This is a genomic window from Serratia sp. BNK-10 (assembly GCF_047456065.1).
Lineage (GTDB): Bacteria > Pseudomonadota > Gammaproteobacteria > Enterobacterales > Enterobacteriaceae > Serratia > Serratia ureilytica.
Genome location: NZ_CP179894.1, coordinates 3,680,329 through 3,703,860, shown reverse-complemented (window position 1 = coordinate 3,703,860; position 23,532 = coordinate 3,680,329). Strand labels below are relative to the sequence as shown.

Below are 23,532 nucleotides of genomic sequence, written 5' to 3'. Positions count from 1 at the left end.
TGTCAGACTTTCGGCCATATTTGACCAACAGGTAACCATTGAGCTATGAGACTGACATCCAAAGGCCGTTATGCCGTAACCGCTATGCTCGACGTAGCGCTGCATTCCCAGGAAGGGCCGGTGCCACTGGCGGACATTTCCGAACGCCAGGGTATTTCGCTCTCTTATCTGGAACAATTATTCTCCCGTCTGCGCAAGAATGGCCTGGTGGCCAGCGTGCGCGGTCCGGGCGGTGGTTATCTGCTGGGTAAAGACGCGGGTGAGATCGCCGTTGGCGCTGTCATCACTGCCGTCGATGAATCGGTAGATGCAACCCGTTGCCAGGGCAAAGAAGGCTGTCAGGGCGGCGATCGCTGCTTGACCCACGCCCTGTGGCGCGATCTGAGCGAGCGCATCAGCGGGTTCCTGAACAACATTACGCTGGCTGAACTGGTCAACAACCAGGAAGTGCTGGTGGTGGCGGATCGTCAAAACAACGATACGCGCCGCACGGCCAACGGTCGTCCGCAAGAAACTATCAACGTTAATCTGCGCGCATAAGCAGCTGGCGAAATTATTTTAGTTTTTGGAAGTGATGTACGGAGCACAAGAGCAATGAAATTACCGATTTATCTGGATTACTCAGCAACGACGCCGGTTGACCCGCGCGTTGCTGAGAAGATGATGCAGTTTTTGACCCTGGACGGCACTTTCGGCAACCCGGCTTCCCGTTCCCACCGTTTCGGTTGGCAGGCGGAAGAGGCGGTAGACATCGCCCGTAACCAAATCGCCGAACTGGTGGGCGCCGATCCGCGCGAAATCGTCTTCACCTCCGGGGCGACCGAATCCGACAACCTGGCGATCAAAGGCGCTGCCAATTTCTACCAGAAAAAAGGCAAGCACATCATCACCAGCAAAACCGAACACAAAGCCGTGCTCGACACCTGCCGTCAGCTGGAGCGCGAAGGGTTTGAAGTGACCTACCTGGCGCCGCAGAGCAACGGCATCATCAGCCTGCAGGATCTCGAAGCGGCGATGCGCGATGACACCATCCTGGTCTCCATCATGCACGTCAACAACGAAATCGGCGTGGTGCAGGATATCGAAGCGATCGGCGAAATGTGCCGTGCGCGCGGTATCATCTACCACGTTGACGCCACCCAGAGCGTGGGCAAACTGCCTATCGATCTGAGCAAGCTGAAAGTCGACCTGATGTCGTTCTCCGGCCACAAAATCTATGGTCCGAAAGGCATCGGCGCGCTGTACGTGCGTCGCAAGCCGCGCATCCGCATCGAAGCGCAGGTGCACGGCGGCGGTCACGAGCGCGGCATGCGTTCCGGCACCCTGCCTGTCCACCAGATCGTCGGCATGGGCGAAGCTTATCGCATCGCCAAAGAAGAGATGACCGAAGAGATGGCGCGTCTGCGCACCCTGCGCGATCGTCTGTGGAACGGCGTGAAAGATATGGAAGAAGTGTATCTGAACGGCGATCTGGAGCACGGTGCACCGAACATCCTGAACGTCAGCTTCAACTATGTTGAAGGCGAGTCGCTGATCATGGCGCTGAAAGACCTGGCCGTTTCTTCCGGTTCAGCCTGTACCTCCGCCAGCCTCGAGCCGTCCTACGTGCTGCGCGCGCTGGGCATGAGCGATGAATTGGCGCACAGCTCGATCCGTTTCTCCCTGGGGCGTTTCACCACGGAAGAAGAGATCGACTACACCATTCAACTGGTGCGTAAATCCATCGGCCGTCTGCGCGATCTGTCCCCGCTGTGGGAGATGTTCAAGCAGGGCGTGGACATCAACAGCATCGAATGGGCGCATCATTAATTCTCAGGTTTCAGGAGCAAGGTCATGGCTTACAGCGAAAAAGTAATCGATCATTATGAAAACCCGCGTAACGTGGGTTCTTTCGACAACGAAGATCCTACCGTCGGCAGCGGCATGGTAGGGGCGCCGGCTTGCGGCGACGTGATGAAGCTGCAAATCAAGGTTAACGATGAAGGCATCATCGAAGACGCGCGCTTTAAAACTTACGGCTGCGGTTCCGCCATCGCCTCCAGCTCGCTGGTGACCGAATGGATGAAAGGCAAGTCGCTCGATCAGGCTGAAGCGATCAAAAACACCCAGATCGCCGAAGAGCTGGAATTGCCGCCGGTCAAAATTCACTGCTCGATCCTGGCTGAAGACGCCATCAAAGCAGCGATTGCCGACTATAAGAGCAAGCATAGCGCCAAGTAATTTGTCTGAGTCGGCCCGGCCGCGCCGGGCTTTGATGTGAAGTGTGAGGTTGTGATGTCTATTACCATGAGCGACAGCGCTGCGCAGCGTGTTCAGGCGTTTTTGACGAACCGCGGCAAGGGTCTCGGCCTGCGTCTGGGAGTGCGAACTTCCGGCTGCTCCGGGATGGCGTACGTGCTGGAATTTGTTGACGAAGCAAACGATGACGACATCGTGTTTGAAGACAAAGGCATCAAGGTGATCATCGACGGCAAGAGCCTGGTCTACCTTGACGGCACCGAGCTTGATTTCGTTAAGGAAGGCCTGAACGAAGGCTTCAAGTTCAACAACCCGAACGTCTCAAGCGAGTGCGGCTGCGGCGAGAGTTTCAACGTCTGACAGTCCATCGTGCTCCCCCGTTTCGGCGGGGGAACTTCATCCGCTAACGCCCAGAGCACGCTATGGATTACTTTACTTTATTCGGGCTGCCAGTTCGCTACACCGTGGACGGCAGCCTGCTTGCGTCCCGCTTCCAGGATCTGCAGCGCCAATTCCACCCCGATCGTTTCGCCAACCAGCCGGAGCGCGAACGCCTGATGGCGTTGCAGCAGGCGGCGACCATTAACGAAGCCTACCAGGCGCTGAAGCACCCGTTAAAACGCGCGGAGTATATGCTATCGTTGCACGGCTTCGATCTGGGCAACGAACAGCATACGATGCGCGACACCGCGTTCCTGATGGAACAGCTGGAACTGCGCGAAGAGCTCGACGCCATTGAGCGCAAGCCGGAGGCGGAAAGCCTGCTGGCCGATTTCGGCGCGCGGCTGGCCGCCTCGGTCAAACAGCGCAGCGCGCTGATGCTGCAGCAGTTGGACAGTGAACAGTGGGCGGACGCCGCCGACACCGTGCGCAAGCTGCGCTTCTTGGACAAACTCCAGCAACAGGTTGAACAACTCGAAGAAAAACTGCTGGGTTTTGAGTAACACCTTCTGATTCTGATTGTGGAAGCTTCAACATGGCCTTATTACAAATTAGTGAGCCTGGCCTCAGCGCCGCGCCGCACCAGCGACGTCTGGCCGCCGGCATCGACTTGGGCACCACCAACTCGCTGGTCGCCACGGTGCGCAGCGGGCAAGCGGAAACGCTGGCCGACGAACAGGGTCGCCATTTGCTGCCTTCGGTAGTGCATTATCAGGCGGACGCGCAGCGCGTCGGCTGGGAGGCGCGCCAACAGGCGGCGCAGGATCCGGCCAATACCGTCAGCTCCATCAAACGCATGATGGGCCGCTCGTTGGCGGACGTGCAGCAACGTTACCCGAACCTGCCGTACCAATTCCAAGCCAGCGACAACGGCCTGCCGCTGATCGTCACCGCCGCCGGCGCGGTTAACCCGGTCGGCGTCTCCGCCGATATCCTGCGAGCCCTGTCCGCGCGCGCGCAAGCGGCGCTGGAAGGCGAGCTGGATGGCGTCGTGATCACCGTTCCCGCTTACTTCGACGACGCGCAGCGCCAGGGCACCAAAGACGCGGCGCGTCTGGCCGGCCTGCACGTTCTGCGTCTGTTGAACGAACCCACTGCGGCCGCGATCGCCTATGGGCTGGATTCCGGCCAGGAAGGGGTGATCGCGGTTTACGATCTGGGCGGCGGCACCTTTGATATCTCCATTCTGCGCCTCAGCCGCGGCGTGTTCGAAGTGCTGGCCACCGGCGGCGATTCCGCGCTGGGCGGCGACGACTTCGATCACCTGTTGGCCGACTGGCTGCGCGAGCAGGCCGGCGTGGCCGATCGCAGCGACCACGGAGTGCAGCGCCAACTGCTGGATGCCGCCATCGCCGCCAAAATCGCGTTGAGCGATGCCGACAGCGTGCGCGTCGAGGTGGCCGGCTGGCAGGGTGAAGTGACCCGCGCCCAGTTTGAAGCGCTGATCGCTCCGTTGGTGAAACGCACGCTGATGGCCTGCCGCCGCGCGCTGAAAGACGCCGGCGTCGCCGCCGACGAGGTGCTGGAAGCGGTGATGGTCGGCGGCTCCACCCGCGTGCCGCTAGTGCGTGAGCAGGTGGGCGCCTTCTTCGGCCGCACGCCGCTGACGTCGATCGATCCGGATAAAGTGGTCGCCATCGGCGCCGCGATCCAGGCCGACATTCTGGTGGGCAACAAGCCGGACAGCGACATGCTGCTGCTGGACGTGATCCCGCTGTCGCTGGGCCTCGAAACCATGGGCGGCCTGGTGGAGAAAGTGATCCCGCGCAACACCACCATTCCGGTGGCGCGCGCGCAGGAGTTCACCACCTTTAAAGACGGCCAGAGCGCGATGATGATCCACGTGCTGCAGGGCGAGCGCGAGCTGGTGCGGGATTGTCGTTCGCTGGCGCGCTTCACGCTGCGCGGCCTGCCGCCATTGCCTGCCGGGGGCGCGCACATTCGCGTCACCTTCCAGGTGGATGCCGACGGCCTGTTGAGCGTCACCGCGATGGAGAAATCCACCGGCGTGGAAGCCTCGATCCAGGTCAAGCCGTCGTACGGCCTGTCGGACAGCGAAATCGCCGGCATGATCAAGGATTCGATGGCCAACGCGCAAAGCGACGTGGGTGCGCGCAAGCTGGCGGAGCAACGCGTGGAAGCCGCGCGGGTGCTGGAAAGCCTGCAGGGCGCGCTGGCCACCGACGCCGCGCTGCTGAGCGAGGCGGAAAGCCAGGCGATCGCCGCCGCGACCCAGGCGTTGCAGCAGGCGGCGCAGGGTGAAGATCCCGCCGCTATCGAAGACGCCATCAAAACATTAGATGCACAAACGCAAGATTTTGCCGCGCGCCGCATGGACGCTTCCATTCGCCGCGCGCTGGCTGGCCATTCTGTGGATGAGGTTTAACCATGCCTAAAATTGTTTTCCTGCCCCATCAAGACCTTTGCCCGGAAGGGGCGGTTCTGGAAGCCGAAAAAGGGGAGTCGATCCTCAACGTTGCGCTGCGCAACGGCATTGAAATCGAGCACGCCTGCGAGAAATCCTGCGCCTGCACCACCTGCCACTGCATCGTGCGTGAAGGCTTCGATTCGCTGGAAGAGAGCAGCGAGCTGGAAGACGACATGCTGGACAAAGCGTGGGGGCTGGAGCCGGAAAGCCGTCTGAGCTGCCAGGCGCTGGTCGCCGACGAAGATCTGGTGGTCGAAATGCCGCGCTACACCGTCAACCACGCGCGTGAGCATTAATTGTTAGCTGCAGCGTCAACCCGGAGATCATAATGGGACTGAAGTGGACCGACAGCCGTGAAATCGGCGAAGCCCTGTACGACCAATACCCGGACACCGATCCGAAAACCGTGCGTTTTACCGACATGCATCAGTGGATCTGCGATCTGGAAGAGTTCGATGACGATCCGCAGGCTTCCAACGAAAAAATACTGGAAGCGATCCTGCTGGTCTGGTTAGATGAAGCGGAGTAAATAGCGTAACGGGCTGCCATGGGCGGCCCGTTTATTTTGTATCCGACATACCCGTCGTCTTTCAAACCGCAGCGTTGTTACCTGCACGATCACACCCCAGTCACTTACCTGAGTAAGCTCCTGGGGATGAGATCGCTGGGCGCCTAGCTGCAATTTGAAATCCATAGGGTATGCAATAAAGCCCTAATGAAATAATAAAGGGAACATCCGGAGTAAGAAGGCTATGACAACAGAATTCATGCAGGTCACGCTGTCGCAACAACCTGCCGACGCCCGCTGGGGCGAGAAAGCGCTGCTGAGCACCAACGGCGAAGGGATGACTATCCATCTGACCGGGGCCGACAAGCTGGGCGCGATCCAGCGCGCGGGCCGCAAAATTGACGGCCAGGGCATCAAAAACGTCAAGCTGGCCGGCGACGGTTGGGATTTGGAAAACAGCTGGGCGTTCTGGCAAGGCTATCGCGGGCCGAAAGGGCAGCGCAACGTCGAATGGGCCGAACTGCCGGAAGCCGCGCGTCAGGAGCTGGATAAGCGCCTGAAGATCGTCGACTGGGTGCGTGACACCATCAACATGCCGGCGGAAGAGCTGGGGCCGGAGCAACTGGCGACCCGCGCCGTCGATCTGATGTGCGACGTCGGCTGCGATGCCGTCAGCTACCGCATCACCAAGGGCGAAGATCTGCGCGAGCAGAACTATGCCGGCATCCACACCGTCGGCCGCGGTTCCGAACGTCCGCCGGTGCTGCTGGCATTGGACTTCAACCCGACCGGTAACCCGGATGCGCCGGTGTTCGCTTGCCTGGTCGGCAAGGGCATCACCTTCGACAGCGGCGGTTACAGCCTGAAGCAGAGCGCCTTCATGGATTCGATGAAATCCGACATGGGCGGCGCGGCCACCATCACCGGCGCCCTGGCGCTGGCGGCGGCGCGCGGTCTGAAGCAGCGCGTGAAGCTGTACCTGTGCTGCGCCGACAACATGGTCAGTGGCAACGCCTTCAAACTGGGCGACATCATTCGTTACCGCAACGGCAAAACCGTTGAGGTGATGAACACCGATGCGGAAGGGCGCCTGGTGCTGGCCGATGGCCTGATCGATGCCGCCGAGCAGAACCCGCAGCTGATTATCGACTGCGCCACCCTGACCGGCGCGGCGAAAACCGCGGTGGGCAACGACTATCACGCGCTGTTCAGCTTTGACGATGCGCTGGCGCAGGCGCTGCTGAGCAGCGCCGCCGCCGAGCAAGAGCCGTTCTGGCGTCTGCCGCTGGCCGAATTCCACCGCAGCCAGCTGCCGTCCAACTTCGCCGAGCTGAACAACGTGGCCGGCCCGGCTTATACCGCCGGCGCCAGCACTGCGGCGGCCTTCCTGTCGCACTTCGTCAAGAATTACCAACAGGGCTGGCTGCACATCGACTGCTCCGCCACCTACCGCAAAGGCGCGGTGGATCAGTGGTCGGCCGGCGCGACCGGTTTGGGCGTGCGCACCCTGGCCAATCTCTTGCTGAGCAAAGCCAAATAATTGAACGCCCGCCGCGGCGGGCGCTAGAATGCGCATTATCTTCGGGGCCCAGCATGCTGGGCCTCGCTATTTGATCCCTGGAGTTTGCCATGAGTTCCCATCATCACGATGCCGCCCCGAGCGAGAACGAGCTTGAACGCCTGCTGAAGCTAGCGGTGACGGAGCCGGCCCACCGTCCGGCGTTCTTCCGTGAACTGCTCGACGCCACGGTGCTGATCCTCGGCGACAGCGAGCAGGTGCAGCAGGACGGCGACATTACGCTGAACGCGGATACGCCGGTCAATATCCAGCATTGGGAAAAGCAGGACGGCGGCAGCATCATTCCGTTCTTCACCTCGCTGGAAGCGTTGCAGAAGGCCGTTGAGGACGAACAGCCGTTCATCGCCATGCCGGCGCGGGTGCTGTTTGAAATCACCCAGGGCGCGGATCTGTTCCTCAACCCGAAGGCGGAGTACGGCAAAGAGTTCTACCCGGAAGAGGTGGCGATGCTGCTGGCGACCGGCGGCGTCGTCAAACCGGTGGAGCATTACGTCGACAAAGAGACCCAAATCCTGTTGGGGCAGCCCGAAGAGTACCCGTCGGCGATGGTGGATGCGCTGACCACGCTGTTCAGCCAGCGCAAACCGGTGCGCCGCGCGTTTCTGGCGCTGATGCACGATCAGGCGGCGGACGAGAAGCCGAATCTGCTGATCGGGCTGGAAGTGGATGCAGAACCGGCGGAGATCGAGGCGTTGATCAACGAGGCCGGCAGCGTCGCCAGCGAAACGGCGCCGAATGACGAACCGGTCGATTTCTGCCTGGTGTCGGAGAAAGAGCGCGGCATCAGCCACTACCTGATCGCCCATACGCAGCCGTTTTATCAGCGCCGCTGGGGCAGCTGGCTGCGCAATTTGATCCCGTCCACCGACAAAACCCAGTAACGCGGCGCGTGGTCGGAAATGCCGCAGGAAGATCATATTTTTTTAATGAAATGTTGATTTTCCCGTAGGCAAGCGTTAACGGCGCACATATAATCTGCGCCACTTGAGAAGGCCGGCAACATTGCAGACCGGCCTGTTTTGGAAGTCATACAGAGGCCATCATGACCGTAGAACGTACCTTTTCCATCGTTAAACCAAACGCTGTAGCCAACAACGACATCGGCGCTATCTACGCGCGTTTCGAGCGCGCCGGTTTCAAAATCATCGCCGCTAAAATGCTGCGTCTGACTCGCGAGCAAGCTGAAGGCTTCTACGCTGAGCACAAAGGCCGCCCATTCTTCGACGGTCTGGTAGAGTTCATGACCTCCGGCCCAATCATGGTGCAGGTTCTGGAATCTGAAAACGCCGTGCAGCGCAACCGCGACATCATGGGCGCAACCAACCCGGACAACGCACTGGCCGGCACCCTGCGCGCCGACTACGCGGACAGCTTCACCGCTAACGCCGTTCACGGTTCCGACTCCGTTGAATCCGCACAGCGTGAAATCGCTTACTTCTTCAACGAAAGCGAAATCTGCGCACGTTAATCGTGCCGTTTCTGAGCTGATAGCCAGGCATTCACCGGCTGAAACAATAAAAATGCCCTGAATGCCTTTCAGCCATAGAAACCCGCTACTAAAATTTGTACAATGCCGCGCCCCTGATAAGACGACTTGTCAGGGGCGTGTTTTTAGTGCCGCCACCCGAATCATGCGGGCTGAAATGCACAACTTACTTTCCATTCTTTAGCGCCATAACGTGTAATAACGAGGCCAGAGATCATTATGTTAGAACCCATCACGTCCGAGCACACCGTGTCTGAAAATAATTCGCTGACTCCCCCCTCCGTTAACGTGGAGCAACCGGCTGCGGCCAAAATCAACCTGCTGGATCTGAACCGCCAGCAAATGCGCGAGTTCTTCGCCGAAATGGGCGAGAAACCGTTCCGCGCCGATCAGGTGATGAAGTGGATTTATCACTACTGCTGCGACGATTTCGAGCAGATGACCGACATCAACAAAGTCCTGCGCGGCAAGCTGCAGCGCGTGGCGGAAATCCGCGCGCCGGAAGTGGCGGAAGAACAGCGCTCGGCCGACGGCACCATCAAATGGGCGATCAAGGTGGGCGATCAGCAGGTCGAAACCGTGTACATCCCGGAAGCCGACCGCGCGACGCTGTGCGTCTCCTCGCAGGTGGGTTGCGCGCTGGAGTGCAAATTCTGTTCGACGGCGCAGCAGGGCTTCAACCGCAACCTGCGCGTGTCGGAAATCATCGGCCAGGTGTGGCGCGCGGCGAAGATCATCGGCGCGCTGAAGGTGACCGGCCAACGCCCGATCACCAACGTGGTGATGATGGGCATGGGCGAACCGCTGCTCAACCTGAACAACGTGGTGCCGGCGATGGAAATCATGCTGGACGACTTCGGCTTTGGCCTGTCCAAACGCCGCGTGACCCTGTCTACCTCCGGCGTGGTGCCGGCGCTGGACAAGCTGGGCGACATGATCGACGTGGCGCTGGCCATTTCGCTGCACGCGCCTAACGACACCATCCGCGATGAGATCGTGCCGATCAACCGCAAGTACAACATCGAGACCTTCCTGTCCGCGGTGCGTCGCTACCTGGAGAAATCCAACGCCAACCAGGGGCGCGTCACCGTCGAGTACGTGATGCTGGATCATATCAACGACAGCACCGACGATGCGCATCAGCTGGCGGAAGTGCTGAAAGACACGCCGTGCAAGATCAACCTGATCCCATGGAACCCGTTCCCGGGCGCCCCTTACGGCCGCAGCTCCAACAGCCGGGTGGATCGTTTCTCCAAGGTGTTGATGGAATACGGCTTTACGACTATTGTTCGTAAAACCCGCGGTGACGATATCGATGCCGCCTGCGGGCAACTGGCGGGTGAAGTGATCGACCGTACCAAGCGTACCCTGAAAAAGAAAATGGCCGGGGAACCTATCAACGTACGGGCGGTCTGAATCCTATAGCACCTTTTTTGTTATCTAACAGCCTGTTATGCGAGATGTTGACGCTAATGGGCGTTAGCTGACGGCCGATAAGGAAATGAATGCGGGCATGAAGCTGAAACTGTGGGGTGTGTGGCTGGCGGTCGGGTTGTTGGCCGGGTGTTCCGGCTCATCGCCGGAAAAGGAAGCACAGGTCGCTGAGGCGGGCCAGACGCGGTTGCAGCTGGGGCTGGAGTACCTGCAGCAAGGTGACATGGACGCCGCGCGCCAGAACCTGGAAAAGGCGCTGGACGCGGCCCCGCAGGATTACCGCACGCAGTTGGGCATGGCGCTCTACGCGCAGCGGATCGGTGAAAACGCCGCGGCCGAACAGCGTTATCGGCAAGCGCTCAAACTTGCGCCGGGCAATGGCACAGTACTGAATAATTACGGTGCGTTTCTTTGCAGTTTAGGGCAGTATGTACCGGCGCAACAGCAGTTTAGCGCTGCGGCACTGGCGCCCGATTATGGTCAGGTCGCCGACAGCCTGGAAAACGCAGGTTACTGTTTTCTCAAGGCCGGACAAAACGATGAAGCGCGCACGCTGTTGAGCCGCGCGCTGAAAGTCGATCCGGACAAAGGCGCTCCGCTGTTGGCGGAGGCCGAAAAGCAATTTGGAGAAGGGAAGCGCGCCCAGTCGCAACTTTTATTGGATGTTTATCAGCATGTTCTGCCGGCTAGCGCCAGCAGCTTATGGTTACAGATTCGTTTCGCCGCGTTAGCCGGCCGTCAGGATAGCGTTCAACGCTATGGCAAGCAGTTAGCGCGAAGTTTTCCACAATCCAAACAGTACCAGCAGTTCTTAGCTAATGAATACTGAAGCCTCCCAAGATAAAACCGTATCCATGACGACGGGCCAACGCCTGCGTCAGGCCCGTGAGCAACTCGGGCTGAGCCAACAGGCCGTTGCAGAACGCCTGTGTCTCAAAATGTCCACCGTGCGCGATATCGAGGAAGACAGCGTGTCCGCTGACCTCGCGTCCACCTTCGTGCGCGGCTACATCCGTTCCTACGCCAAGCTGGTGCATTTGCCGGAAGACGAACTGCTGCCGATGCTGGCCAAGCAGGCGCCGTTGAAGATGGCGAAAGTGGCGCCGATGCAAAGCTTCTCGCTGGGCAAGCGCCGCAAGAAACGCGACGGCTGGCTGATGAGCTTCACCTGGCTTATCGTGTTCGTGGTGATTGGCCTGACCGGCGCCTGGTGGTGGCAAAACCACAAGGCGCAGCAGGAAGAGATCGCCACCATGGCCGATCAATCCTCCGCGCAGCTTTCACAGAATAACGAAGGGCAGTCCGTGCCGCTGACGGACGGCAACGCCGACGCCGGCACCAACGTGCCGTTGACCGACAACAGCGCCGCGCCGGCCGATACCGGCGCAGCGGCTCAGGCGCCGGCGGCGACCGCCCAGACGCCGGGCGCGGCTCAGCAACAGCCTGCCGTGGTGTCGCCAAGCCAGACCACCCTGCCGGAAACCGCGCCGGCGGCGCAATCGCCGCTGCCGACCGCCGATGCGGGCGTGGCTGCGCCGGCGGCCGATCCGAACGCGCTGGTGATGGATTTCTCCGCCGACTGCTGGCTGCAGGTGACCGACGCGAGCGGTAAAACGCTGTTCAGCGGCACCCAGAAGCAGGGCGGCAAGCTGAACCTGACCGGCACTGCGCCGTACAAACTGACCATCGGCGCGCCGGCGGCAGTACAGATCCAGTATCAGGGTAAACCGGTTGATTTGAGCCGGTTCGTTAAGTCAAACCGTGTTGCTCGCCTGACCGTCGCCGCGCAGTAATCGCGCGGCCCCGGTCGTGATGTCAGAGCAGCAATGGAGAGTAAGTAATGCATAACCAAGCGCCCATCAACCGTCGAAAATCTACACGCATTTACGTCGGCAAGGTGCCTATTGGTGATGGCGCGCCGATTGCCGTGCAGTCGATGACCAACACCCGTACCACCGATGTTGAAGCAACGGTTAATCAGATTAAAGCGCTGGAGCGCGTGGGCGTCGACATCGTCCGCGTTTCGGTTCCTACCATGGACGCCGCCGAGGCGTTCAAGCTGATCAAGCAGCAGGTCAACGTGCCGCTGGTCGCCGATATCCACTTCGATTATCGCATCGCGCTGCAGGTTGCCGAATACGGCGTGGACTGCCTGCGCATCAACCCGGGCAACATCGGCAACGAATCGCGCATTCGCTCGGTGGTGGACTGCGCCCGCGACAAGAACATCCCGATTCGCATCGGCGTCAACGGCGGTTCGCTGGAGAAAGATCTGCAGGAAAAGTACGGCGAACCTACGCCGGAAGCGCTGCTGGAATCCGCCATGCGCCACGTGGATATCCTCGATCGCCTCAACTTCGACCAGTTCAAGGTCAGCGTCAAGGCATCGGACGTGTTCCTGGCGGTGCAATCCTACCGTCTGCTGGCGTCGCGCATCGATCAGCCACTGCATCTGGGCATCACCGAAGCCGGCGGCGCGCGCAGCGGGTCGGTCAAATCGGCCATCGGCCTGGGCATGCTGCTGTCTGAAGGCATCGGCGATACCCTGCGCATCTCGCTGGCGGCGGATCCGGTCGAAGAGGTGAAGGTCGGTTTCGACATTCTGAAGTCGCTGCGCATCCGCGCGCGCGGCATCAACTTCATCGCCTGCCCGACCTGTTCGCGTCAGGAGTTCGACGTGATCGGCACGGTGAACGCGCTGGAGCAGCGCCTGGAAGACATCATTACGCCGATGGACGTCTCGATCATCGGTTGCGTGGTGAACGGCCCGGGCGAAGCGCTGGTGTCCACCATGGGCGTGACCGGCGGCCACAAGAAGAGCGGCTTCTACGAAGACGGCGTGCGCCAGAAAGAGCGTTTCGACAACGAACAGATGATCGACCAGTTGGAAGCGAAGATTCGCGCCAAGGCCGCGATGATGGACGAAAGCAACCGTATCACGGTCAATCTGCTGGAAAAATAAGCGTTATCGCTACACGGCGGGCCTGTTGGCCCGCTTGTTTATGCACCTGAAGGGCGGAAAACCGCATCCGCGTTGAATACCGGGCGGCAAAGTCCCTATAATCAGGTTCATTTTTACAGACAACGGACAGAGAACTCACGTGGCAAAGAACATTCAAGCCATCCGCGGCATGAACGACTACCTGCCGGAAGAAACGGCATTATGGCAGCGTATTGAAGGCACCCTCAAGCAGGTGCTGGGCGGCTACGGTTACAGCGAAATCCGGTTGCCGATTGTAGAGCAGACCCCGTTATTCAAACGCGCGATCGGCGAAGTGACCGACGTCGTGGAAAAAGAGATGTATACCTTCGAAGACCGCAACGGCGAAAGCCTGACGCTGCGTCCGGAAGGGACGGCCGGTTGCGTGCGCGCCGGCATCGAACATGGTCTGCTGTACAATCAGGAACAGCGTCTGTGGTACATCGGCCCGATGTTCCGCTACGAGCGCCCGCAAAAGGGCCGCTATCGCCAGTTCCATCAGCTGGGCGCGGAAGTGTTCGGCCTGCAAGGCCCGGATATCGACGCCGAGCTGATCCTGCTGACCGCCCGCTGGTGGAAAGCGCTGGGCATCGCCGAGCACGTCAAGCTGGAGCTGAACTCCATCGGTTCGCTGGAGGCGCGCGCCAACTACCGCGATGCGCTGGTGGCGTTCCTGGAGCAGCACGTCGAGGTGCTGGACGAAGACTGCAAACGCCGCATGTACAGCAACCCGCTGCGCGTGCTGGACTCCAAGAATCCTGAGGTGCAGGCGCTGCTGAACGACGCGCCGCGCCTGTCCGAGTACCTGGATGAAGAATCCCGTGCTCACTTCGCCGGTCTGTGTGAACTTTTGGCGCAGGCAGGTATCCCATATACCGTTAACGAGCGCCTGGTGCGCGGTCTGGATTACTACAACCGCACCGTGTTTGAGTGGGTGACCACCAGCTTGGGCGCGCAGGGCACCGTCTGCGCGGGCGGCCGTTACGACGGTCTGGTCGAGCAGTTGGGCGGCCGCGCCACTCCGGCGGTCGGTTTCGCCATGGGCCTGGAGCGTCTGGTGCTGCTGGTGCAGGCGGTCAACCCGGAATTCAAGGCGCCGTCGGCTATCGACGTGTACGTCATCTCTTCCGGCGCGGGCACCCAGAGCGCGGCGATGCAGCTGGCTGAACAGGTGCGCGACGCGGCGCCGCAGCTGAAGCTGATGACCAATTACGGCGGCGGCAACTTCAAGAAGCAGATCACCCGTGCGGACAAATGGGGCGCGCGCATCGCGCTGATCCTGGGCGAGAGCGAAGTGGCGGCGCAGCAGGTGGTGGTGAAAGACCTGCGCAGTGGTGAACAAGAAACGCTGGCGCAAAGCGAAGTCGCTGCGCGTCTGGCTTTGATGTTAGGTTAAGGAGAAGGACACCGTGGAAGTCTATACCACTGAAAACGAACAAGTCGACGCACTGCGTCGGTTCTTTGCCGAGAACGGCAAAGCGCTGGCGGTGGGCGTGGTGCTCGGAATTGGTGCCCTGGTTGGCTGGCGTTACTGGCAGAGCCATGAAAACTCCAACATGATGGCGGCATCGCAATCCTATCAGGAAGCCAGCGATCGTCTGGCGGCCGGCAAGCCGGATGACGTGGCTGCCGCAGAGAAATTTGTCCAGGCCAACGGCAACAGCTACGGCGTACTGGCCGCGCTGCAGTTGGCCAAGCACTTTGTCGAACAGAATGATTTCGCCAAGGCGGAACAACAATTGGCGCTGGCGCAGGGCCAGACCAAAGACGACAACCTGTTGGCGATGATCGACCTGCGTCTGGCGCGCGTCCAGCTGCAGGAGAAAAAGCTGGATGAAGCGCTGAAAACGCTGGATGGCGTGAAAGGCGAAGGCTGGGCGGCGATGATGCAGGATGTGCGCGGCGATGTGCTGCTGGCGAAGGGCGACGCCAAGGGCGCGCGCGAAGCTTACAGCAAAGGCATTGAGTCCAACGCTTCTCAAGCGCTGCAGGTTCTGCTGCGCATGAAATTGAATAACTTGTCCAGCTAAGGGGAATTCCCATGCAATTGCGTAAAACACTCTTGGTCGGACTGGTTTCCGCTGCCTTGCTGAGTGGTTGCTCGCTGTTTAACAGCGAAGAAGACGTGGTTACCATGTCGCCGTTGCCGAAAGTTGAAAATCAGTTTACGCCGAACAAGGCGTGGAGCACCTCGGTGGGCGACGGTATCGGTGAGTATTACTCCCACCTGCGCCCGGCCTATCAGGACAGCACCATTTACGCCGCCGATCGCTTTGGCATCGTGAAAGCGATGGACGCCGACAGCGGCAACGAGAAGTGGAAGGTCAACCTCTCCGAGAAGACCGGCTTCTTCTCCAGCAACCTGTCTGCGCTGCTGTCGGGCGGCCTGACGGTTGCGGGCGACAAGGTTTACGTCGGCAGCGAAAAAGCGGTGGTTTACGCATTGAACACCGCCGACGGCGCCATCGCCTGGCAGACCAAAGTGGCCGGCGAAGCGATCTCCCGTCCGGTTGTCAGCGACGGCATGGTGTTGGTGCATACCTCCAACGGCATGCTGCAGGCGCTGAACGAAGCCGATGGCGCGGTGAAGTGGACGGTTAACCTGGACATGCCTTCGCTGTCGCTGCGCGGTGAATCCGCGCCGGCCGTCGCCTTTGGCGCCGCCATCGTCGGCGGTGACAACGGCCGCGTCAGCGCCGTGCTGATGCAGCAGGGCCAACTGATCTGGCAACAGCGCATTTCTCAGCCGAGCGGCGCGACCGAAATCGATCGCCTGAACGACGTGGACACCACGCCGGTGATCGTTGACGGCGTGGTCTACGCGCTGGGTTACAACGGCAACCTGACGGCGCTGGATCTGCGTTCCGGTCAGATCATCTGGAAACGCGAGCTGGGTTCGGTGAATGATTTCATCGTCGACGCGGGCCGCATCTACCTGATCGACCAGAACGATCGCGTGGTGGCGCTCAGCACCGAAGGCGGCGTGACCGTGTGGACGCAAAGCGATCTGCTGCACCGCAACCTGACGCCGCCGGTGATGTATAATGGTTATCTGGTGACCGGTGACGCCGAAGGCTATCTGCACTGGGTCAACACCACCGATGGCCGTTTTGTCGCCCAGCAGGAAGTGGACAGCTCCGGCTTCCTGTCTGCGCCGATGGTGGCCGGCGACAAGCTGGTCATCCAGGCTCGCGGCGGGAAAGTTTACGCTTTCACCCGCTAACGCCGCTCGTCGTAACCCTTCTTGCACCCGAATGATTTCGGGTTGCAGCCAGGCGGCAAGCGCATGAGTCCTCGGGAGCTTAGTGAGCTAAGTGACCGAGGCGAAGGTGCGCAGACAACGCCGCTGTGGCGCGAAAGATGAAGGGGAAAACGGCTCCTGAATGTTCAGGGGCCGTTTCGTATTTTATAAGCTGCACCGACGGTGTCTATCCACAGTGCAGTAACGCATTGATTATTAAGTAATGAGGCTTCAACAATGATACCTGTCGTCGCGCTGGTCGGGCGCCCGAATGTGGGTAAATCCACCTTGTTCAACCGTTTAACCCATACGCGTGATGCGCTGGTGGCGGATTTCCCGGGGCTGACGCGTGACCGCAAGTATGGTCGTGCTGAAATCGAAGGCAATGAATTTATCATCGTCGATACCGGCGGCATCGACGGCACCGAAGACGGCGTCGAAACGCGCATGGCCGGTCAGTCGCTGCTGGCGATCGAAGAAGCGGACATCGTGCTGTTCATGGTCGACGCCCGCGCCGGCCTGATGCCGGCGGATCAGGGCATCGCCCAGCACCTGCGCAGCCGCCAGAAGGCGACCTTCCTGGTGGCCAACAAGACCGACGGTCTGGATCCGGACACCGCCACCGCCGATTTCTACTCGCTCGGTCTGGGTGAAGTGTTCGCTATCGCCGCTTCTCACGGCCGCGGTGTGACCCAGCTGATTGAACACGTGCTGGTGCCGTTCGTGCCGGAAAAACCGGAAGACGTCGAGCTGACCGAGGAAGAGGCCAACGCCGCTTACTGGGCCGAGCAAAACGGCGAAACGCTGGAAGGCGAAGAAGACGAAGAGCCGGAAGAAGCGTTCAATCCGCAGGATCTGCCGATCAAACTGGCGATCGTCGGCCGCCCGAACGTAGGTAAGTCTACGCTCACTAACCGTATCCTCGGCGAGGAGCGCGTGGTGGTGTATGACATGCCGGGCACCACCCGCGACAGCATCTACATTCCGATGGTGCGCGACGAACGCGAATACGTGCTGATCGACACCGCCGGGGTGCGCAAACGCGGCAAGGTGACCGAAACCGTCGAGAAATTCTCGGTGATCAAGACCCTGCAGGCGATTGAAGACGCCAACGTGGTGCTGCTGGTGATTGACGCGCGTGAAGGCATCTCCGATCAGGACCTCTCGCTGCTCGGCTTTATCCTCAATAGTGGGCGCTCACTGGTGATTGCGGTCAACAAGTGGGACGGCATGAGCGAAGAAGATCGCGAGCACGTGAAAGAGATGCTCGATCTGCGTCTGGGCTTCGTCGACTTCGCGCGCGTGCACTTTATTTCCGCCCTGCACGGCAGCGGCGTCGGCAACCTGTTCGAATCGGTACAGGAAGCCTACGAGTGCGCAACCCGTCGCGTAAACACCTCGATGCTGACCAAAATCATGCAGATGGCGGTTGACGATCACCAGCCGCCGTTGGTGCGCGGCCGCCGCGTGAAGCTGAAATACGCCCACGCCGGCGGTTACAACCCGCCGATCGTGGTGATCCACGGCAACCAGGTCAGCGATCTGGCCGATTCGTACAAGCGCTACCTGATGAACTACTTCCGTCGTTCGCTGAACGTGATGGGGACGCCGATCCGCATCCAGTTCAAAGAGGGCGACAACCCGTTCGCCGGCAAACGCAACCTGCTGACGCCGACCCAGATGCGTAAGCGCAAACGCCTGATGAGCCACCTGAAAAAGAGCAAGTAATCGCTCATGAGGGGCGCGGCAGTGATGCCGCGCCCCTTTTTTATTGGCCCGAAATCGTTTTATTATCTGAAGATTACCTCGCCTGTCTGAAGGAACACCATGTCCTGGGAAACCTGGAGTTTTGCGTTCGACGTCACCGTGCCGAATCTGTTGATGATGCTGCTGGGGATCCTGTTACGCCATTGGCGCCTGATGGATGACCGCTTCGTCGACGGCGCGACCCGCCTGGTGTTCAATCTGGCGCTGCCGTGCCTGCTGTTTTTCAGCATCGCCACCAACCATCCGCAACTGCTCGGCAATCTGCCGCTGGTGCTGTTCGGCGCGGTCGGCACGCTGGCGACCTTCCTGCTGCTGGAGCTGGCGGCCAGGTGGGTGGTGAAAGAACCGCGTGAGCGCGGGGTATTCGTGCAGGGCGGGTTTCGCGCCAACACCGCCATCGTCGGTCTGGCCTACGCCATGACCGCCTACGGCAGCGAAGGCATTGCGCTCGCCTCGCTGTACCTGACCGTGACCGTGATCCTGTTCAACATACTGTCGGTCATCACCCTCACGCGCAGCCTGCAGGGCGGGCAGGGCAAGAAAATCAGCCACCTGTCGCTGCTGCGCAGCATTGTCACCAATCCGCTGATCATCGGCCTGGTGTGCGGGCTGCTGTATGCGCAAACCGGGCTGGGCATCCCGACCGTGATCCGCCAGACCGGCAGCTATATCTCCGCGCTGTCGCTGCCGTTGGCGCTGCTGTGCACCGGCGCCAGCCTGGATTTCCGCGCCATGTTCCGCTCGTCCAACGTGGCGGCGCTGTCGTCGGCGGCCAAGCTGTTTCTGGTGCCGTTCCTGATGACGCTGGCCGGCTGGCTGTGCGGGTTTCAGGGGGCGGCGTTGGGCATCATCTTCCTGTTTTCCGCCACGCCGACCGCTTCGGGCAGCTATGTGATGACGCGCGCCATGGGCGGCAACGCCACGCTGGCGGCCAACATTATCGCTATCACCACCGTCGGGTCGTTCTTCACCACCGCGTTGGGGATCTATTTCTTGCGCTCATGGGGCGCGATTTAACCTGGGAGCCGTTATGGATGCGCATTGTCCGCACTGTCGTCAGACCATGAATTGGGTAGCGGGTCACTACCATTGTGCAGCCTGTCAGCGCGATTATCGGCAGCTGGCGAACTGCCCGGAGTGCGGGCAGCCGCTGCAAGAGTTGAAGGCCTGCGGGGCGGTGGATTACCTGTGCCAGAACGGGCACGGGCTGATCTCCAAAAAACGTGTGAATTTCAGCTATCAGCCGCTGTAAGCCCTCACTCATCCACCTGGCCGGTTTTCCACAAATCCACCAGCGCCTGCGGCGCGCTGCTTTCCGGGATTAACAGCACGATCTCGGTGCTCAGGGTGGGGCTGGTGTAGTTGATCTGTACGCGGTAGTAGCGCTGGTCGCCGCAGCCGGGGGAGTTGGGTTGGCCCTCTTCCTGGGCGTACGGCAGCGTCTGATTCAGCAACTGATTCAGGCGCTGCCGTTGCTCCGGCGTGATATCGGCCAGCGCAATGCGGCGCTGGCCCGCCAGTTTGGGAATGTAGGCGAAGCCTCCCTCGCGCGCCAGCTCAATGACCGTATCCTGATTGAGCGTCGGCAGCGGTTTCATTACTCCACCCCCACCTGATGCCAGGCCTGTTGCACCTTGTCCGCCACGCTTTGATCGAAACGCGCCTGCGCGTGTTTCACCGTGGCGCGGGCGAAGGTGGCGAAGTCGGCGTTTTGCGGCAGCGCTTTGTCGCACACCGTGTCATACCAGACGTAGCCGGCTTTTTCCCAGGCGAAGCCGCCCAGCGCGGTTGCCGCCAGGTAGAACGCGCGGTTGGGAATGCCGGAGTTGAGGTGCACGCCGCCGTTGTCTTCCTTGGTCTGGATGTAATCCTTCATGCTGGCAGGCTGCGGGTCTTTGCCCAGCAGCGGGTCGTCGTAGGCGGTGCCGGGCGCTGACATCGAGCGCAGCCCTTTGCCTTTGATGCCCTTGGCGAGCAGCCCGGCGCCGATCAGCCAGTCTGCTTTATCGGCGGTTTGCTGCAGGTGGAATTGTTTGACCAACGAACCGAACACGTCAGACAGCGATTCGTTGAGCGCGCCGGACTGCTGGTAGTAGATCAGCCCGGCTTCGCTCTCGGTCACGCCGTGCGCCAGCTCGTGGCCGACCACGTCGATGGCGATGGTGAAACGGTTGAAGATCTCGCCGTCGCCGTCGCCGAACACCATCTGCTGGCCGTTCCAGAAAGCGTTCTGGTACTCCTTGCCGTAGTGCACGCTGCCGACCAGCGGCAGCCCTTTATTATCCAGCGAATTGCGCCGGTAGGCCTGCCAGAAGAAATCGTAGGTGACGCCGAGATAGTCGTAGGCCTCGTCCACCGCCACGTCGTGGTTGCTGGGCTGCCCCTCCTTGCGCACCTGTTTGCCGGGCAGTTGGGTGCCGTTCTGGGCGTCGTAGATATCGCGGAGCGCTTCGCCGGCTCGGGCGTTTTTCTCGGTCGGTGAACGCAGCGGCTTGTTGCCGAGCAGGCTTTGCACGTGGTTCAGGGTGTGCAGCGCGCAGTCGCGCTGCGGGGCGTTACCGTGTTCAATAATGCGGCGCAGCATGTAGGGAGGAATAACGGAACGCATGCGCTGGGCTGGCATAGTGGCTCTCCTTAGGCAAAAAATTTACCTCATCGAATGAATGCACTGAGCCTAAGTGTAGTCTACTCGTCATAAAGCCTGTGGTTATGCGTGCTCACCGCCGGGGTGGTCTTGTGGGGACTGATGCGCCGCACCGAGGCGCGTACCGCCAACCGGCCATGCAGCAGCAGGTTGCACGGCGGCGCGTCGGCGCGCAGCATGCGCCGCTGCAGCAGCTGGATCGCCTCGTAGCCCAGCTCATCACGTGGCACCTGTACCGAGGTCAGCGGCACGTCGTGTATTTCCGCCAGGTTGAAGCCATCGGTGCTCATCACCGATACGTCGCCCGGTACGCTCAGCCCCAGCTTGTTGAGCGCCTTGACCGCCCCGACCGCCATGTAGTCGCCGCCGGCCAGGATCGCCGTCGGCAGCGGGGCGCGGTTCAGGTAGGTGCTCAGCGCCTGTTCGGCCTCTTCGCTGCCGAAGCCGGAAGTGGTCACCAGATGGCGGCCGTCGTCGAACGGCAGATGATGCCGCGCGTAGGCCTGCCGGATGCCCGCCAGCCGCAGCTCCATGGTGTGGCGGCGCAGACACTGCAGGTTGAGGATATGGCTGTGCCCCTGCTGGAACAGATAGCTGGCGGAATAGTCGCCAATCAGCTGATGATCCGGCGAGACGCTGTCCAGCCGCATCTGCCGATCGGTGCAGTTGATCAGCACGCAGGGCTTGGGCAGATCGGCCGCCAGGGTATGGATGTGTTCGTCGTCGATGCCGATGATCAGCGCCGCTTCGGTGTGCGGATCGCTCATTTTTTCCAGAAACAGCGCGCCGTCGCTGTGCTGCTCTTCCAGGCCGCAGTAACGGATGCGCACCTCGTGCTGCATCAGTGCGGCGGCGATGCCCTGAATGACCTTGTAGTAGAAGATATCGGTGCGCACGTCGAACGCGCGCTGCGGTGCGAACACCATCACGTTGTTCAACATCAGTCGGCCGCTGGAAATGCCCTGTAGAATGCCGTTTTGCTGTGCGCATTCCAGCACCTTGCGGCGCGCTTCGGCGCTGGTGTTGGCCTTGCCCGCCAGCACGCGGGAAACGGTGCTGATCGACAGCCCGGTTTGGCGGGCGATCTCCTGGATTTTCAGCTTTCCGTTCATTTTGTGATCTCCTTCAAATTCGTCCATGAGAATATTTTCACTGCGGCTTTTCAGCACTTTGACTGGATCCTGCGGCCATTATGACTATTTTTTCACCCGCCTGTGAAAATCTTTGCAAAAAACCCCGTTTCGCTGTGCGTGATCGCTGAGTAGTCTGCATTGGTACACCAATTTTAACGACTTGTCAGTCCAATTTTAACGGTGTGCAAAGAAGAAAACAAAAAATAAATCATGGGGTTGTGATGGAATGCCGGTCTGTTAGGCGGGCATTGGCCTGTGTTCACCGTCCCCTTTTGATAGCGCAATGTACCCTACCAATGCGCGCGTCGTTGTCACGGGCGGCCGCGGGGAGAGAACCGATGAGTGTGGAGATCAATCAGACGGTCGCGCAGAGCGGCCGGCGCAAGTTCAAATCGCTACGCTGGTGGATGCTGGCGCTGTTCTTGTTGGGCGTCACGGTCAACTACATTACCCGCAACTCGCTGGGCATTCTGGCGCCGGAACTGAAAACCAGCCTGAACATGAGCACCGAGCAATATGCCTGGGTGGTGGCGTCGTTCCAGTTGGCCTATACGGTATTTCAGCCGATCTGCGGCTGGCTGATCGACGTCATCGGCCTGAAGATGGGTTTTCTGATCTGCGCGGGCATTTGGGCGGTGGTGTGTATGCTGCACGCCGGTGCCGGCAGCTGGTTGCAACTGGCCATTTTGCGCTTCTTCATGGGGGGCGCGGAGGCGGCGGCCACTCCGGCCAACGCCAAGGCGATCTCCGACTGGTTCCCGAAGAAGGAGCGTCCGATCGCCGCCGGTTGGGCGGGCGTCGGTTTCTCCATCGGCGCCATGCTGGCGCCGCCGATCATCGTCATCGCCCACGTCTCCTTCGGCTGGCAGGGCGCGTTCCTGTTCTCGGGCGGGCTGGCGCTGATCTGGGTAGTGCTGTGGTGGCTGTTCTACCACTCGCCCCAGCAGCACCCGAACCTCAGCCAACAAGAGCTGGATCTGATCCGTGAAGACAACGAGCCGGTGCTGCCGAAGCTGCCGTTCTTCACTTCGCTGGCCAGCCTGTGCAAGAACAAGAAATTCTATGGCATCGCCATCCCGGCCTTTCTCGCCGAGCCGGCCTGGGCGGTCTTCAGTTTCTGGGTGCCGCTGTACCTGGCCACCGAACGCGGCATGGATCTGAAGCAGATCGCGATGTTCGCCTGGCTGCCGTTCCTGGCGGCGGATATCGGCAGCGTCGCCAGCGGCTATCTCACCACGCTATACCGCAAATGGTTCGGCTGCAGCCGCGTCAACTCGGTGGTCGCCAGCTCGGTGACCGGCGCTTTTATGATGGTGTCGCTGGCGTTCGTGGCGATCACCCAAGATCCCTATGTGGCGATCGCGTTGATCTCGATCGGCGGATTCGGCCATCAGGTGATCTCCTGCATGCTCAGCGCCCTGGTGGTGGAATCGTTCGATAAGAACCAAATGGCGACGGTCAACGGCATGCGCGGCTCCAGCGCCTGGATCGCCAGCTTCCTGTTCACGCTCCTGATCGGCGCGGTATCCGACACCCTCGGTTTCAACCCGCTGTTTATCGCGATGGGCTTCTTCGATTTGATCGGCGCCCTGTTCTTGATCACCCTGATCGCCGAGCGCGGCGGTAAGAAAACCCCTTCACACAGCTAAGTGG

The 23,532-nt window shown here is 60.5% G+C and carries 25 protein-coding genes; 22 read left to right on the top strand and 3 right to left on the bottom strand.

Translation table 11 applies throughout. The features are described from left to right. The first annotated feature begins 45 nt into the window (after window positions 1-45). The 21 genes from iscR (at window position 46) to ACMGG9_RS17760 (ending at window position 19,354) form a co-directional block, all read left to right on the top strand. Window positions 46-540, top strand: a complete 495-nt coding sequence (iscR, locus tag ACMGG9_RS17860) for a Fe-S cluster assembly transcriptional regulator IscR (RefSeq protein WP_004941404.1) — start codon at window positions 46-48, stop codon at window positions 538-540. Between the two features lie 54 nt (window positions 541-594). After that, window positions 595-1,809, top strand: a complete 1,215-nt coding sequence (gene iscS / locus ACMGG9_RS17855) for a cysteine desulfurase (protein WP_015378780.1) — start codon at window positions 595-597, stop codon at window positions 1,807-1,809. 24 nt (window positions 1,810-1,833) lie between these two features. Then, on the top strand, window positions 1,834-2,220 hold the full coding sequence (gene iscU / locus ACMGG9_RS17850) for a Fe-S cluster assembly scaffold IscU (protein ID WP_004941408.1): 387 nt from the start codon (window positions 1,834-1,836) through the stop codon (window positions 2,218-2,220). A gap of 54 nt (window positions 2,221-2,274) precedes the next feature. Further along, a complete protein-coding gene (gene iscA / locus ACMGG9_RS17845) occupies window positions 2,275-2,598 on the top strand; it encodes an iron-sulfur cluster assembly protein IscA (protein ID WP_004941410.1) in 324 nt (107 codons plus the stop codon). Window positions 2,599-2,660: 62 nt separating this feature from the next. Beyond that, window positions 2,661-3,182, top strand: coding sequence for a co-chaperone HscB (hscB, locus tag ACMGG9_RS17840; protein WP_033644094.1), 522 nt, complete (start codon window positions 2,661-2,663; stop codon window positions 3,180-3,182). Between the two features lie 32 nt (window positions 3,183-3,214). Then, window positions 3,215-5,065, top strand: coding sequence for a Fe-S protein assembly chaperone HscA (gene hscA / locus ACMGG9_RS17835; RefSeq protein WP_414161606.1), 1,851 nt, complete (start codon window positions 3,215-3,217; stop codon window positions 5,063-5,065). A 2-nt stretch (window positions 5,066-5,067) separates the two neighbouring features. Further along, window positions 5,068-5,403 carry an ISC system 2Fe-2S type ferredoxin gene (gene fdx, locus ACMGG9_RS17830; RefSeq protein WP_004941417.1) on the top strand — a complete coding sequence of 112 codons (336 nt, stop codon included), beginning with the start codon at window positions 5,068-5,070 and terminating at the stop codon, window positions 5,401-5,403. Between the two features lie 32 nt (window positions 5,404-5,435). After that, window positions 5,436-5,636 carry a Fe-S cluster assembly protein IscX gene (iscX, locus tag ACMGG9_RS17825; protein WP_006327336.1) on the top strand — a complete coding sequence of 67 codons (201 nt, stop codon included), beginning with the start codon at window positions 5,436-5,438 and terminating at the stop codon, window positions 5,634-5,636. 223 nt (window positions 5,637-5,859) lie between these two features. Beyond that, window positions 5,860-7,155 (top strand): aminopeptidase PepB, encoded by a 1,296-nt coding sequence (gene pepB / locus ACMGG9_RS17820; protein WP_033651568.1) that lies wholly within the window; start codon window positions 5,860-5,862, stop codon window positions 7,153-7,155. Between the two features lie 89 nt (window positions 7,156-7,244). Then, window positions 7,245-8,075, top strand: coding sequence for an enhanced serine sensitivity protein SseB (gene sseB / locus ACMGG9_RS17815; protein WP_033644091.1), 831 nt, complete (start codon window positions 7,245-7,247; stop codon window positions 8,073-8,075). Between the two features lie 161 nt (window positions 8,076-8,236). Beyond that, window positions 8,237-8,662 carry a nucleoside-diphosphate kinase gene (gene ndk / locus ACMGG9_RS17810; protein ID WP_004941424.1) on the top strand — a complete coding sequence of 142 codons (426 nt, stop codon included), beginning with the start codon at window positions 8,237-8,239 and terminating at the stop codon, window positions 8,660-8,662. 237 nt (window positions 8,663-8,899) lie between these two features. Beyond that, window positions 8,900-10,096 carry a bifunctional tRNA (adenosine(37)-C2)-methyltransferase TrmG/ribosomal RNA large subunit methyltransferase RlmN gene (locus tag ACMGG9_RS17805; RefSeq protein WP_286093522.1) on the top strand — a complete coding sequence of 399 codons (1,197 nt, stop codon included), beginning with the start codon at window positions 8,900-8,902 and terminating at the stop codon, window positions 10,094-10,096. Window positions 10,097-10,193: 97 nt separating this feature from the next. Continuing rightward, window positions 10,194-10,943 (top strand): type IV pilus biogenesis/stability protein PilW, encoded by a 750-nt coding sequence (gene pilW / locus ACMGG9_RS17800; protein ID WP_033644344.1) that lies wholly within the window; start codon window positions 10,194-10,196, stop codon window positions 10,941-10,943. Next, window positions 10,933-11,907 carry a cytoskeleton protein RodZ gene (gene rodZ / locus ACMGG9_RS17795; protein WP_033644090.1) on the top strand — a complete coding sequence of 325 codons (975 nt, stop codon included), beginning with the start codon at window positions 10,933-10,935 and terminating at the stop codon, window positions 11,905-11,907. Before pilW ends, rodZ begins: the two co-directional genes overlap by 11 nt. Window positions 11,908-11,954: 47 nt before the next feature. Next, window positions 11,955-13,076, top strand: a complete 1,122-nt coding sequence (gene ispG / locus ACMGG9_RS17790; RefSeq protein WP_016929756.1) for a flavodoxin-dependent (E)-4-hydroxy-3-methylbut-2-enyl-diphosphate synthase — start codon at window positions 11,955-11,957, stop codon at window positions 13,074-13,076. Window positions 13,077-13,215: 139 nt separating this feature from the next. Then, window positions 13,216-14,490, top strand: a complete 1,275-nt coding sequence (gene hisS, locus ACMGG9_RS17785; RefSeq protein ID WP_025303909.1) for a histidine--tRNA ligase — start codon at window positions 13,216-13,218, stop codon at window positions 14,488-14,490. A gap of 13 nt (window positions 14,491-14,503) precedes the next feature. Beyond that, on the top strand, window positions 14,504-15,124 hold the full coding sequence (locus tag ACMGG9_RS17780; protein ID WP_033635592.1) for a YfgM family protein: 621 nt from the start codon (window positions 14,504-14,506) through the stop codon (window positions 15,122-15,124). Between the two features lie 11 nt (window positions 15,125-15,135). Continuing rightward, window positions 15,136-16,317, top strand: coding sequence for an outer membrane protein assembly factor BamB (gene bamB, locus ACMGG9_RS17775; RefSeq protein ID WP_046687651.1), 1,182 nt, complete (start codon window positions 15,136-15,138; stop codon window positions 16,315-16,317). A 255-nt stretch (window positions 16,318-16,572) separates the two neighbouring features. Further along, on the top strand, window positions 16,573-18,063 hold the full coding sequence (der, locus tag ACMGG9_RS17770) for a ribosome biogenesis GTPase Der (RefSeq protein WP_004941442.1): 1,491 nt from the start codon (window positions 16,573-16,575) through the stop codon (window positions 18,061-18,063). A gap of 99 nt (window positions 18,064-18,162) precedes the next feature. Next, window positions 18,163-19,119: an AEC family transporter gene (locus ACMGG9_RS17765; RefSeq protein WP_033651565.1), complete on the top strand. Its 957-nt coding sequence runs from the start codon at window positions 18,163-18,165 to the stop codon at window positions 19,117-19,119. Between the two features lie 13 nt (window positions 19,120-19,132). Continuing rightward, window positions 19,133-19,354 (top strand): zinc ribbon domain-containing protein, encoded by a 222-nt coding sequence (locus ACMGG9_RS17760; RefSeq protein ID WP_147881063.1) that lies wholly within the window; start codon window positions 19,133-19,135, stop codon window positions 19,352-19,354. 4 nt (window positions 19,355-19,358) lie between these two features. On the opposite strand, the gene ACMGG9_RS17755 is transcribed toward ACMGG9_RS17760, so the two are convergent. The 3 genes from ACMGG9_RS17755 to ACMGG9_RS17745 all read right to left on the bottom strand — a co-directional run bounded on the left by ACMGG9_RS17755 (window position 19,359) and on the right by ACMGG9_RS17745 (window position 21,858). Then, the gene (locus tag ACMGG9_RS17755) at window positions 19,359-19,700 is read right to left on the bottom strand and encodes a protealysin inhibitor emfourin (protein WP_016929750.1); all 342 of its coding nucleotides are present in this window, start codon (window positions 19,698-19,700) and stop codon (window positions 19,359-19,361) included. Next, complete coding sequence (locus ACMGG9_RS17750; RefSeq protein WP_033644087.1) at window positions 19,700-20,725, bottom strand: M4 family metallopeptidase; 1,026 nt, start codon at window positions 20,723-20,725, stop codon at window positions 19,700-19,702. Before ACMGG9_RS17750 ends, ACMGG9_RS17755 begins: the two co-directional genes overlap by 1 nt. Before the next feature lie 62 nt (window positions 20,726-20,787). Continuing rightward, a complete protein-coding gene (locus tag ACMGG9_RS17745; protein ID WP_033651630.1) occupies window positions 20,788-21,858 on the bottom strand; it encodes a LacI family DNA-binding transcriptional regulator in 1,071 nt (356 codons plus the stop codon). A 359-nt stretch (window positions 21,859-22,217) separates the two neighbouring features. Between ACMGG9_RS17745 and ACMGG9_RS17740 the strand changes: the two genes are divergently transcribed. Continuing rightward, a complete protein-coding gene (locus tag ACMGG9_RS17740; RefSeq protein WP_198793319.1) occupies window positions 22,218-23,528 on the top strand; it encodes an MFS transporter in 1,311 nt (436 codons plus the stop codon). Window positions 23,529-23,532 lie beyond the last annotated feature (4 nt).

Bases quoted from the DNA above. Each gene is read 5' to 3' on its own strand.
- iscR (WP_004941404.1), top strand. From the start codon at position 46: ATGAGACTGACATCCAAAGGCCGTTATGCCGTAACCGCTATGCTCGAC.
- iscS (WP_015378780.1), top strand. From the start codon at position 595: ATGAAATTACCGATTTATCTGGATTACTCAGCAACGACGCCGGTTGAC.
- iscU (WP_004941408.1), top strand. From the start codon at position 1,834: ATGGCTTACAGCGAAAAAGTAATCGATCATTATGAAAACCCGCGTAAC.
- iscA (WP_004941410.1), top strand. From the start codon at position 2,275: ATGTCTATTACCATGAGCGACAGCGCTGCGCAGCGTGTTCAGGCGTTT.
- hscB (WP_033644094.1), top strand. From the start codon at position 2,661: ATGGATTACTTTACTTTATTCGGGCTGCCAGTTCGCTACACCGTGGAC.
- hscA (WP_414161606.1), top strand. From the start codon at position 3,215: ATGGCCTTATTACAAATTAGTGAGCCTGGCCTCAGCGCCGCGCCGCAC.
- fdx (WP_004941417.1), top strand. From the start codon at position 5,068: ATGCCTAAAATTGTTTTCCTGCCCCATCAAGACCTTTGCCCGGAAGGG.
- iscX (WP_006327336.1), top strand. From the start codon at position 5,436: ATGGGACTGAAGTGGACCGACAGCCGTGAAATCGGCGAAGCCCTGTAC.
- pepB (WP_033651568.1), top strand. From the start codon at position 5,860: ATGACAACAGAATTCATGCAGGTCACGCTGTCGCAACAACCTGCCGAC.
- sseB (WP_033644091.1), top strand. From the start codon at position 7,245: ATGAGTTCCCATCATCACGATGCCGCCCCGAGCGAGAACGAGCTTGAA.
- ndk (WP_004941424.1), top strand. From the start codon at position 8,237: ATGACCGTAGAACGTACCTTTTCCATCGTTAAACCAAACGCTGTAGCC.
- ACMGG9_RS17805 (WP_286093522.1), top strand. From the start codon at position 8,900: ATGTTAGAACCCATCACGTCCGAGCACACCGTGTCTGAAAATAATTCG.
- pilW (WP_033644344.1), top strand. From the start codon at position 10,194: ATGAAGCTGAAACTGTGGGGTGTGTGGCTGGCGGTCGGGTTGTTGGCC.
- rodZ (WP_033644090.1), top strand. From the start codon at position 10,933: ATGAATACTGAAGCCTCCCAAGATAAAACCGTATCCATGACGACGGGC.
- ispG (WP_016929756.1), top strand. From the start codon at position 11,955: ATGCATAACCAAGCGCCCATCAACCGTCGAAAATCTACACGCATTTAC.
- bamB (WP_046687651.1), top strand. From the start codon at position 15,136: ATGCAATTGCGTAAAACACTCTTGGTCGGACTGGTTTCCGCTGCCTTG.
- der (WP_004941442.1), top strand. From the start codon at position 16,573: ATGATACCTGTCGTCGCGCTGGTCGGGCGCCCGAATGTGGGTAAATCC.
- ACMGG9_RS17765 (WP_033651565.1), top strand. From the start codon at position 18,163: ATGTCCTGGGAAACCTGGAGTTTTGCGTTCGACGTCACCGTGCCGAAT.
- ACMGG9_RS17760 (WP_147881063.1), top strand. From the start codon at position 19,133: ATGGATGCGCATTGTCCGCACTGTCGTCAGACCATGAATTGGGTAGCG.
- ACMGG9_RS17755 (WP_016929750.1), bottom strand. From the start codon at position 19,700: ATGAAACCGCTGCCGACGCTCAATCAGGATACGGTCATTGAGCTGGCG.
- ACMGG9_RS17750 (WP_033644087.1), bottom strand. From the start codon at position 20,725: ATGCCAGCCCAGCGCATGCGTTCCGTTATTCCTCCCTACATGCTGCGC.
- ACMGG9_RS17745 (WP_033651630.1), bottom strand. From the start codon at position 21,858: ATGAACGGAAAGCTGAAAATCCAGGAGATCGCCCGCCAAACCGGGCTG.
- ACMGG9_RS17740 (WP_198793319.1), top strand. From the start codon at position 22,218: ATGAGTGTGGAGATCAATCAGACGGTCGCGCAGAGCGGCCGGCGCAAG.